Below are 10,000 nucleotides of genomic sequence, written 5' to 3'. Positions count from 1 at the left end.
CAGATCAGTTCTTATCTGCTCGGACTCATTTTTTGCCTCTTCTTTTTTCTTTTGGGGCACAGGCCTTTTCTTCAATTTTTAGGAACAAGTCCCGGAGCCAAAATTTCTTTTTTTTCTCTTTCCAAACATTTTGAATCGTTTCGCCTAGGGATCCTGGACGGGAGGGAGATCTTTTTCTATCTGAGTTTTATTCTTTTATCCTTATATGCAAATATTCTTATATTGAGGTCGAAACGATGATTTCGAGCCTTAGGATTTTTTTTTCGCGATTCAATTCCAATCCTTGGTTTTTATTTTCCCAGGCGTTTCTTATTTTTTTATTTTCAAACGGAATCCTTTCTCAGTTTGTATGTAGAAAAGACCTTTCGGAATCAAAACGATTCGAAGTTTCAGAAAGCACAAGAAAGATTTTTCAAAATCTGCATTCTCCCATCTATATCGACGCGTATTATTCCTCTAAAACTCCGGGAGAGTATAGAACGCGCCTGGATCTAACCAAAGAATTGTTAAGCGAAATCGCTTCTTTGGGCGGATCAAACGCCGTATTACGCTTTCATGATCCCGACTTTTCCGTCGAAGAGCAAAAAAAAGCGATCGAAGCAGGGATTCGACCGCAAATATTGGAAAAGACAGAATTAGGTTCCTCTCAGATAAAACAAGCCTACTTTGGTTTAACTTTGACCTTAGGAACCAGAAAAGAAACGATTCCGGTCGCTTTTTATGCGGAAGAAATCGAATATCAAATCCTAACGACTCTTAGAAAAATGATCCGTAATCCCGCCGACTCGGGAATCGGAATCCTTTCCATTCCAGGAACCTTGTCCACGACGGGACCCGAAGCCGGAAAAGATACCATTGGAATTTTCGCGAATCAGATTCTAAAAGAAGAATACGGAACTCTTTCGGAAGTCCGTCTTGAAGAAGAGGACATTCAAGATTCCTTACATACTCTCCTTTGGATCGGCGGAGGGGCGTTATCCGAAACGGCTTTTTATAGACTCGATCAGTTCCTAATGAGGGGCGGAAATCTCATTCTTCTTTTCAAATCCATGGACTTTCGTTTGGAACCTCCCAACCGGGAAAAGGGAATTGAAACAAACTCGATCGTCGCAGGAATCGCAAAGCCGACCCCTCGGATCGAGGAACAAAATCGTATTTTCGAATCCTACGGTTTTCGAGTGAACACCGACCTTGTCTTGGATCCGAATCGTTCTCTTCCCATCGGTCCTTTGATGGAAGTGGAACCCGGAGTGATCGGAAGGTACGCCTATCCGCCTTGGATTATCGCGGGAAGCTCCCGAGAAATGTTAAGCGAAGTTAGCCCCTTTACAAAAACTCTGAAAAATCTGCTTCTTCCCTGGGTTTCAAGTCTGACTCTTTTTCCAGATCGACAACCGAACGTAAAGATGGAACCGATCCTATCGTCTTCCGAAGAAGCGGAGATCCGCTCTTCCATAGTGGCTCTCGGTGAAAAACAGATCTTTGCGACCCCAATTCGAAGCGGAAATAAAAAAATCATTTTGGGCGCCGTGTTAGAAGGCTCTTTTCGATCCGCATTCGCATCCGCCCCGACAATATTCAAAAAATCGAATCCTTTTCTGAAACAAACCCCCGAAGGAAAAAGCTCTCGAATTCTTGCTATCGGCTCCCCCTACCTCGTATCGGATCTTTTGGCCTATCCGGAAACGAGAAAAATCTACCAAGAATCGAATATTCCGTTTTTATTAAATGCTTTGGATATATCCGGCGGAGACGCAGATCTCATCCAGATACGAGGAAAAAAATCCGCCTTTTTAAAACTCAATCCGTTTTCCGACACCGAAAAAATAACATTCAGCTTTTTGAATATATTAGGAATACCGTCTCTTTTGGGCCTTTACACATATCTTAAGATGCGACATAGGAACTCTCTACGAGGTAAAAATCCGGAATCATGAAGTCTCGAATAAAAATTCTTACAGCTTTCGATCATTTCTTTCGGAAAGAAACCGCCCTTGTTTTGGTTCTAATCAATCTAGTTTTAGGTACTGTTTACTTTTTAATCTCCGATCCTTTCAGATCCTTTCAAAGAACGTACGACCCTTTCTTTCCTTTTAAAGCGAATGAAATCGAAAGGATTCAAGTCGGGAGAAAAGGACATGAGGCAATCTTAGAGCAAAAAAATAGAACTTGGTCCGTCCTAATCGGAGAAGTCGAAGCCAGACCTGACTTCAAAAAAATCGCTTCTTTCCTAAACGCTATTTTAAATATCCGAAAGTTTACGAAAATATCTTCCAATTCCAATTCGAAAGAATTCGGTTTAAACGGTGAGGAATTAAAATTAGAAATCCAAACAGAATCCGGAGAAATCAAAAAATTGGACATAGGAACTTCCGGAAAATCGCAAAGCGGAACCTTTATTCGAGAACCAAACACGGGAGAAATCTGGTTTGTGGAAGAGAATTTAAATTCCCTGGCAGGCCGCGGGAATGAAAACTTCTTCCTCTCGAACCTTTTAATTCCGGAAAACGTTCGTATGCAAGAAATTCATACTATTCTAATTTATTCTTCCGAAAACAAGAATGTCGCGTTTGAAATCGAACAAACGGAACCGGGAAATTGGAAACCGATTTCTTCGAATTTTCACCTCTGTCCGGGCGAGGATTGTTTTCGAATCGTTCAAAAAATCCTAACACTCAAGGCGGAAAGAGTTTTAAAAAGACCGTTCGAGGAAAAGATTTTCCCTTTGAATCCCAAAGATCATTTTCAGATCGAAGTCCGCCTTCGCTCGGATCAGAGTTCTTTTTTGAACTTGGAATGGATTGGAAACACTTCCGACGGAGAACCGATCTTTCGATCGGATTCCGATTCGATTTTGCATGTAATCGACCCCGACTTTTTAAAAGGGTTTCGAGAAATCCCGAATTTGAAAAAATTCTTTTACGAAACTTCTGATCCGTTTTGACTCCCAAGAACACATTGATCCGTTTTTTTCGAATGATTTTTTTGATCGGATTTCAAAAGAGCATTTATTTTGAAGCGCTTCTAAACGATATTATGAACTCTTTGAAATACGCTCCGGTTATTCCGAACCGATTCTCTATTGACAATGTAAATGCCTCCAATTTCCTTTCACAAGAAATCTAAAATTTAGGACGAAAGCATGGCTTTGATCGAAGAATTTGAATCTCAGGGGAATTTTCTATTTCGTTGGAGATCCTATATTCCCGGAATCATCTTGATTCTCTGTCTTGGACTTTTGCCCTTCTATCGGTTTCCCGGAGATTCCTACAACTACCATCTATACTACCAGTCCTTCTGTTTCGTGATTAGTATTCTGGGACTTTTTGTACGCAGCTTTGTGATCGGTTACGCACCCGCAAGAACCTCGGGAAGAAACACGAAAGAACAGGTGGCGGACGTCGTTAACCAGGAAGGAATTTATTCCCTCATTCGTCACCCTTTGTACGTGGGAAATTTTCTGATGTATCTCGGAGCGGTTCTATTCTTAAAAAACTTTTTGATAGCGACGGTTTTTATTCTTTTTTTCTGGGTATATTACGAAAGGATCATGTTTGCAGAAGAACAATTTCTGCGCAAAAAATTCGGGGAGGCTTATCTTTCCTGGGCAAACAACGTTCCCGCGTTTATTCCGAAATTCGGCGGTTATAAAAAACCTACCCTTCCTTTTTCCGTCCGCAATGTAATCAAAAGAGAATATCCAAGCCTATTCGGAATTCTTGTCATCTTCAGCGTTTTCGATTTAGCCGCGGTTTATTTTAACGAACCAGTCAGCAATCTTGTAGAAGCAATTCGTATTCCTCAAATCGTTCTGTTCGGCGGCGGGCTCGTTTTTTACGTTCTTACAAGAATTGTCGTTAAAACGACAAAACTTTTACATGTGGAAGGTCGCTGAATAACCTCAAACTTCGGACTTACAGGGGTGTTTTGCTGAGTTAAAAGAAAACTAAATTACCCTTTCCATGAGAAGCGAATCTGCATGCGACCCACTTTTCATAAAAGTCAAAAGAAAAACGATCCGTTTTTTCGGAACATTTTCGAGAAGATGGATTCCAGTTCATGCAGTTTTTCTAATATACTAAAAAATCACAGATTCCCGCAAAGCCCACTCACCACCAATTCGAGCGGAGAACCGCAAATGTTTCAGTAAAAAATCGTCGGTCAGACCTATGACAGGCTTCTTTTCTTACAAAGACTTCAGTTAGAAAAAGTCTGAGAAGAACTTTCCAGATACGATTTCAACTGATTTGTCTCTTTCGTAAAAAAAACCGGAATTGGATAATTCTGCTTGGAAGAAATCAAAACGATTCCCTCATCGAAGAACAGAATTTTTTCGATTTCGGAAAAAAAATATTTATAACTGCTATTTAACGCTTCAAAAGAAAGAAAATCCCTATTCTCGCTCAATTTACCCGGACCGATTCGCTTTAAACTTTTCAACTTGTCCGGGATTAATTCTTTCTTTTTGTCTGTGAGTTTTTCATACAAAAGTTCTCGATTTTGATCCAAATATAAAATCCCGTCGATTTCAAAACGTATCTCTTTGACTTCTTCCTCTTTCGACTTTTCTTCGTTTACGGAAGAGAACTTAGAAGGCTCTTCCAGAACCTCTACGCCGGAACGGGAAGGAACTTCTTCCATTCGAGAAAACTCCTCCTCAATTGAGGAAATGTTCTCATCAAAAAATTCGGCCGAAGAGGCTACTGGTTGCAGAACTTTATCCTGTTTCGGGATTTTTCTTCCTTCCACGAATAAATCTTCCAGGTGCTTTTGTTTTTCAATCTGCCCCAAGTTAGGAGCCCGTTTGGTTGCCGCAAGAATCTCCGCACCTTTGCGAGGGTCGAATTCATGCCTAGATAGATGCTCATTTTGGGAATTTTCCTTTCGAATATTGGATTTAAATCGTAGTTCTCTACCCGAATTCGGGTTGAGGGAAACATAGATAAAACAAAGTAGTCCTATAAGGATGAGTGCGATTGCAATAAAGAGCATCATTCTATGTATCTGTCGACAGAGCGTGTTTCTGAAGCGTTTTTCTTACTTTTCTCCTTTACAGAAATATTCCCTTACAAACCCTTTTAGTTTATTGATATAATCATGGAATTAGAAAACGTTTCTCTCAAAGACAAGATCATTCGCGCGGTTGTTGCCTTCTTTCTTTTTATCCTTGTGAGCGGTTTGATCATCACTTTTCTTCCGGGAGACGCCGAAAAGAGCTTTTTCGACGTAATTTCCGGCCGTTCGAATCTCAACGCCGGAAAAATCGGGAATGATTCCATCCCAATGGACTATTTCCAAGCTGCTCAAAGAGACTGTTTCTTTCAATACAGAAGCATTGCCCCTTCTCTTGCGGAGGATCCTTCCACTCTTCAATCCTGCGCATTTCAAACCATCCGTAATTTGGTAGTCACGAAACAAATCGCAAACGCGACCGGGTTTTCCGTTTCCGAAACCGGAATCCGTGAGGAACTTTCGGAAGAGGCAAGGAGAATTTATAGAGAATCCGTCAACGGAGCCGGGTATTCCGAGGAAGACGTTCGTAAACCCGAAGCCATCTATAGACAGATCCTGAACTCAGCTCCAATGCAATATCGAGTCGATCGTAAAAATGCAAGCGGTCTCTATGATTCTCTTTTAAATTCCGATCTCAAAAAAACCGACGGAGAAGTTGCGATTCAAAAAGAATCCTCTTCCGCTCGGTTTCGACTTCGAATCGTCTCTTACACCGACGAACAGCTAAACAAGCTGGCGGAAAAAGAAACTCCCGTTTCCGAAGAAGTTTTACGTGCAAAATACGAAAACGAAAAGAAAGAAGGGAAACTACCGAAAAATACAGACGGCAAAGAACTTTCCTTTGAAGAAAGAAAAAATTTCCTAAAAAGCAAACTACTTCTCGAAGCTCGTTCAAAATCCCAGGAAGAATGGAAAGGAAGATTGAAAACTCTTCAAGAAGAACCGGACGGACTCCAAAAAATCGCCTCTTTGTTAGGTGTAGGCGTTCAGGATTTCAAGGACCAATCTCTTTTGAATCTTTGGGAATTGAAATCCGGAAACCAGAACATTCGCCTTGGAAACAATACTCAGTTCCTTAAAGATTTGACAACTGTGGTCTTTGGGTCTAAAAAAGTCGGGGGTCCTTACAGAGAATCCGAAAAAAATGTTTTTGTAGAATTCGCTTCCTTGGAAATCGATTCGTCTAAAATCAATACTTCCCAGGGACCGGATTTGAGGGACAACCCGAACCTGCTGAACGGGTTCGTTATGGAAATCAGTCAGGCACTTCAGGAAAAATACCCGATTGAACGAAGGATCGGTCAAAAGGCAGAAGAATAATGCAAATCCGGGCTGAATTGGTAAATCCCTTTCTCGAAGCCGCTACGATCGTTTTTAGAGACGTATTGAAAACGGATTTGATCCGGGGAAAGATCGGAATCAAAGACAACCCAGAAACCAACCTGGAACTTTCCATTGTGATCGGTGTGATCGGAACGTTTAACGGCGAAGTAGTTTACGGTCTTAATTACGACGCCGCATATAAGATCGCCGGTGTTCTAATGCCGGGAATGAACTTACAAGATATTAAAAACGAATACAAAGATATTCTGGGAGAAATCGCGAACATGACCACAGGAAATGCGATGAATATATTCGCGAGTTCCGGTCAATCGATCGAAATCACCGCGCCGAATATAGTCGATTCTAAAAGCGAAACATTAAAGATTCCCAGAAAACCAGCCTTGGGAATCAGTCTGTTTTCCAAGTTTGGAAAACTGGATGTAAACGTTTCTCTTACTTGAGTTGCGACCCTTAGGAAGCAACTCAAACAAAAGGCAGCGGGAGCGTTTAACTCAATGTTTCTCCCCATGGGTCGAAACATAAGGTTGTTTCTCAGCGTAGCTGAGATAGCGATCTGTCGAATGACCCATAGGGAATCATAACGTTACCCACAAGTGCTTGGATCTCAAGATCAATTTGTCGGAATTACGACAAATCCTCTGTGAAACTTACGCCCCTCCCTAAGGTATGAACCGGGAACATAGGTAACAAAATAGACCAGGAACATAGGTAACACTAAAATTAATGCAAAGGAGGGTTAATCCTTTGCCATGGAAAGAGGTGTCACCGATGGACGAGAAAGTAAAATTCATTGCGGCAGTCTGCGACGGAAGTGTTTCAATCACTTCGTTGTGCGAGACGTTTGGAATCAGTAGAAAGACCGGTTACAAATGGTTGAATCGATATCGACAAGAAGGTCCAAACGGACTTTTAGACAGAAGCAAATCTCCTCATACGAATCCCAATCGAGTTAGTTTTGCGGAAGAGAGATTCATCCTTGCACTTCGTAAACGACATCCGACTTGGGGACCGAAGAAGCTGCTTGTCATATTAGAAAAGGATAATCCTGAAATCACTTGGCCTTCAGCAAGCACGATCGGCAATATTCTTCAGAAAAGAGGTTTGGTAAAATCTCGAAAGAAGAAGCGAGAGATGATTGCTCGCTCCTTCCCGTTTCAAGGTTACGATCATCCGAATGCGGTTTGGTGTGCGGATTTCAAAGGAGATTTCAAACTCAAAGATGGAATTCGATGTTACCCTTTGACAATTTCGGACGGTTACAGTCGATTCTTACTTTGTTGTAAAGGTCTTTCAGGCACAAAAACCTACGATACCAAGAAAGAATTCGAAAGATGTTTTCGAGAATACGGATTGCCGAATGCGATTCGAACGGACAATGGGGTCCCGTTTGCGGCGGGATTAGGAATGTCTCTGCTTTCCACTTGGTGGATTAAATTGGGAATTCTTCCTGAAAGAATTCGTCCCGGTAAACCTCAAGAGAACGGACGACACGAGAGAATGCATCGCACCTTAAAAGCGGAAGCGGTATATCCGATCCGTTCTTCTATGAAACAACAACAGAAATCTTTTGATCGATTTAGAGCGGAATACAATTTTGAACGTCCGCATGAAGCATTGGGTCAAAAAACTCCTTCCCAGCTTTATAAACATTCAACGAGAATATTTCCGAATCGTATTCCTGAAATACGGTATCCGGATCATTTTGAAATCCGGAAAGTGGATGATGGTTGCTTTTATTGGAAAAATCAAAGATACTTCATCACGAAGAGTTTAGCCGGGGAAAGAATCGGATTTGAGCCGGTCGAAGACGGCCTTTGGCGAATCTACTTCAGCTTTGTAACAATCGGATATTTTGATGAACGAATTCGAAAAGTAACTAGGACTTTAAAAGTGTAACCCATGTCGTTGGTTTAAACTGTTACCTATGTCCCAGGATGTACATAATTTTGGGTGGGGGGTGATGAGCGACCCGTAGGGAGCAAATCATTGAGCCTGGAGGCGGAAAGGCTCGGGAGATTTTTCTCTATCAGAAAATTATACTTTTTGCAAGTAAAAAGCCTCATTCTTGTCGGAACACTTGAAAAATATCAGTTTTTGATCCTTATTATCCCAAAAGCCTTCTTAATTTGTGTGATTGGTTATGATAAAGAATGAAACGCTGAATTCAGTAATATCTTCTTTTCAAAATCCTTCGAAGCTCCTTTACAAAAGGAGAATCTTCGGAAGCTTCCGGATTCAACCGGTTTAAATATGTTTTGGCCCAATTTTCCGCTTCCTCGTATCTTCCCTGATCTCCATAAATTCTCGCGATCAAAGTTACCGCTTTTTCCAACTGATCTCTTTTAGGATCAAGTTCCGGTTTTTTCTGTAAAAGTTTTACGAGCTGCAAAAGATATCTTCTTGCGGAATCTTTTCGATCCGTAGACGAAAGCATTTCCCCCAAAGAAAGAAGAGAAATCGATTGGAAGTTTTCGGGAGCCTCCGTGATAATTTTAAGATATTGAGTTTCCGCTTCCGGAATTTTTCCGCTCCCCCGAAGAGCCCGAGCAACCTCAAACACCGCTTTCCATTTTTCGTCCTCGGAATCGATCTGTTCCGTGATCGCATTTGCGTCGTTTGAATTTTCCGCGGTCAATCTTGCGTTTTCTAGTCTGGAAGAGTTGGCCGACTTTCCCTGTACCGAAGATTGATCGAACTCGCTCTTTGCCTTGTTTCTCTGGTTTTCTCTCAGTCGTAAAAGACCTTTTTTATATCCGCTTTCGGACGGATCTTCCTTCTTTTTGTCCTTTTTCTTTTTTAAACTTGTTTTTTCGGAATTCGGAAGTATCGTCTTTTCGGGAGATTTTACGACTTCTTCTTCGGGTCGATCCGATGTTTTTTGCACAGACGTAGGATCCGAAAAAGAAACGTTAGTCATCTTTGGTTCTTCCATCTGTAAAGACTTAGAAGAATTTTCAGTTGAAACGTTTTCCGACTCCGTACCTTTCGACACAAATTCAGATACTTCCTTTGTTTCATTCGACTTTGTAACTCCGGAAACATTTTTTTCCGGAGTTACAGAAGCATTTATTTCCGTTTCAGTAAGCCCCAACTCTTCCGGGAAAGGAAGAGGCATATCAGCAAATAAAGAACTCGTGACAACCATAAGCGAAAAGATCAATATGATCGGAGCAGTCGAAAATTTCATCGAGGCTCCAAAGTTCCCTTGGAATTATTTTTAGGCGGTTTTATCAAATTCGGACGTTCCTGATTTCGGGAATTTCCGTTTCCTCTCTCCGAAGAAATGATCCCCGGATCATCCAGATTACGATTTGCTTCCGGCGTTTTGATTCGATCTTCCGTCGGCAGTACGTCCGACTCTGTCGGTAGTTTCGGAGTTCCGACTCCTTCCCTTCTTCCATCCCTCAAGGGATCCTTCCCTTCGGGAATATTCGATTCTTGCAAAAGTCCGTCCTTGGGTTTTTCTCTTGCGTATCGATCGATTTCGAGTTGGGAAGATTCCCCCGTTAAAGAAAGATCCGGATCGCTATAACGAATCGATTTCCGTTTGCGATTGTAATTTCTTTCGATATCTTCCAAAAACAATGCTTTACGATCCAATTCTTTCGCTTGTTCGTCGAAAGCCGCCCCTTCTTTACCCCTT

General features: G+C 41.6%; 10 protein-coding genes (2 of these 10 running past the window's edge). 7 read left to right on the top strand and 3 right to left on the bottom strand.

Annotated elements, in window-relative coordinates; genetic code table 11:
* The 4 genes from FHG67_RS11190 to lmtA all read left to right on the top strand — a co-directional run.
* Positions 1-240, top strand: partial view of an ABC transporter permease gene (locus FHG67_RS11190; RefSeq protein WP_004500448.1) — the 3' portion only. It extends 516 nt beyond the left edge of the window; only the last 240 of its 756 coding nucleotides appear in the window; the start codon falls outside the window, past its left edge; its stop codon occupies positions 238-240.
* The gene (locus FHG67_RS11185) at positions 237-1,937 is read left to right on the top strand and encodes a GldG family protein (protein ID WP_004500389.1); all 1,701 of its coding nucleotides are present in this window, start codon (positions 237-239) and stop codon (positions 1,935-1,937) included. The genes FHG67_RS11190 and FHG67_RS11185 overlap by 4 nt, the downstream gene beginning before the upstream one ends.
* Positions 1,934-2,944, top strand: a complete 1,011-nt coding sequence (locus tag FHG67_RS11180; protein WP_004497814.1) for a DUF4340 domain-containing protein — start codon at positions 1,934-1,936, stop codon at positions 2,942-2,944. Before FHG67_RS11185 ends, FHG67_RS11180 begins: the two co-directional genes overlap by 4 nt.
* A gap of 198 nt (positions 2,945-3,142) precedes the next feature.
* Positions 3,143-3,895, top strand: coding sequence for a lipid A Kdo2 1-phosphate O-methyltransferase (gene lmtA / locus FHG67_RS11170; protein ID WP_004497842.1), 753 nt, complete (start codon positions 3,143-3,145; stop codon positions 3,893-3,895).
* Positions 3,896-4,197: 302 nt separating this feature from the next.
* Here the strand turns inward: lmtA and FHG67_RS11165 are convergent, their stop codons facing one another.
* On the bottom strand, positions 4,198-4,995 hold the full coding sequence (locus FHG67_RS11165) for an LIC_11490 family protein (RefSeq protein ID WP_004497776.1): 798 nt from the start codon (positions 4,993-4,995) through the stop codon (positions 4,198-4,200).
* Between the two features lie 102 nt (positions 4,996-5,097).
* Between FHG67_RS11165 and FHG67_RS11160 the strand changes: the two genes are divergently transcribed.
* From FHG67_RS11160 to FHG67_RS11150, 3 genes are all read left to right on the top strand, one after another.
* The gene (locus FHG67_RS11160; protein ID WP_004497830.1) at positions 5,098-6,333 is read left to right on the top strand and encodes a hypothetical protein; all 1,236 of its coding nucleotides are present in this window, start codon (positions 5,098-5,100) and stop codon (positions 6,331-6,333) included.
* Positions 6,333-6,797: a chemotaxis protein CheX gene (locus tag FHG67_RS11155; RefSeq protein ID WP_002614363.1), complete on the top strand. Its 465-nt coding sequence runs from the start codon at positions 6,333-6,335 to the stop codon at positions 6,795-6,797. Before FHG67_RS11160 ends, FHG67_RS11155 begins: the two co-directional genes overlap by 1 nt.
* Before the next feature lie 304 nt (positions 6,798-7,101).
* Entirely contained in the window at positions 7,102-8,253 is a 1,152-nt protein-coding gene (locus tag FHG67_RS11150) for an IS481 family transposase (protein WP_080597080.1), read from the top strand.
* Between the two features lie 268 nt (positions 8,254-8,521).
* Here FHG67_RS11150 and FHG67_RS11145 read toward each other — a convergent pair whose 3' ends face one another.
* Positions 8,522-9,544, bottom strand: a complete 1,023-nt coding sequence (locus FHG67_RS11145; protein WP_004497845.1) for a tetratricopeptide repeat protein — start codon at positions 9,542-9,544, stop codon at positions 8,522-8,524.
* Positions 9,541-10,000: the 3' portion of an LIC_11485 family protein gene (locus FHG67_RS11140; RefSeq protein ID WP_004497780.1), read on the bottom strand. It continues 155 nt past the right edge of the window; only the last 460 of its 615 coding nucleotides appear in the window; its start codon lies beyond the right edge, outside the window; its stop codon occupies positions 9,541-9,543. Before FHG67_RS11140 ends, FHG67_RS11145 begins: the two co-directional genes overlap by 4 nt.

The organism is Leptospira weilii, from assembly GCF_006874765.1.
GTDB classification, from domain to species: Bacteria; Spirochaetota; Leptospiria; order Leptospirales; family Leptospiraceae; genus Leptospira; species Leptospira weilii.
Note: the sequence above shows the minus strand (reverse complement) of the source record. Positions and strands in the feature narration are given on the sequence as shown.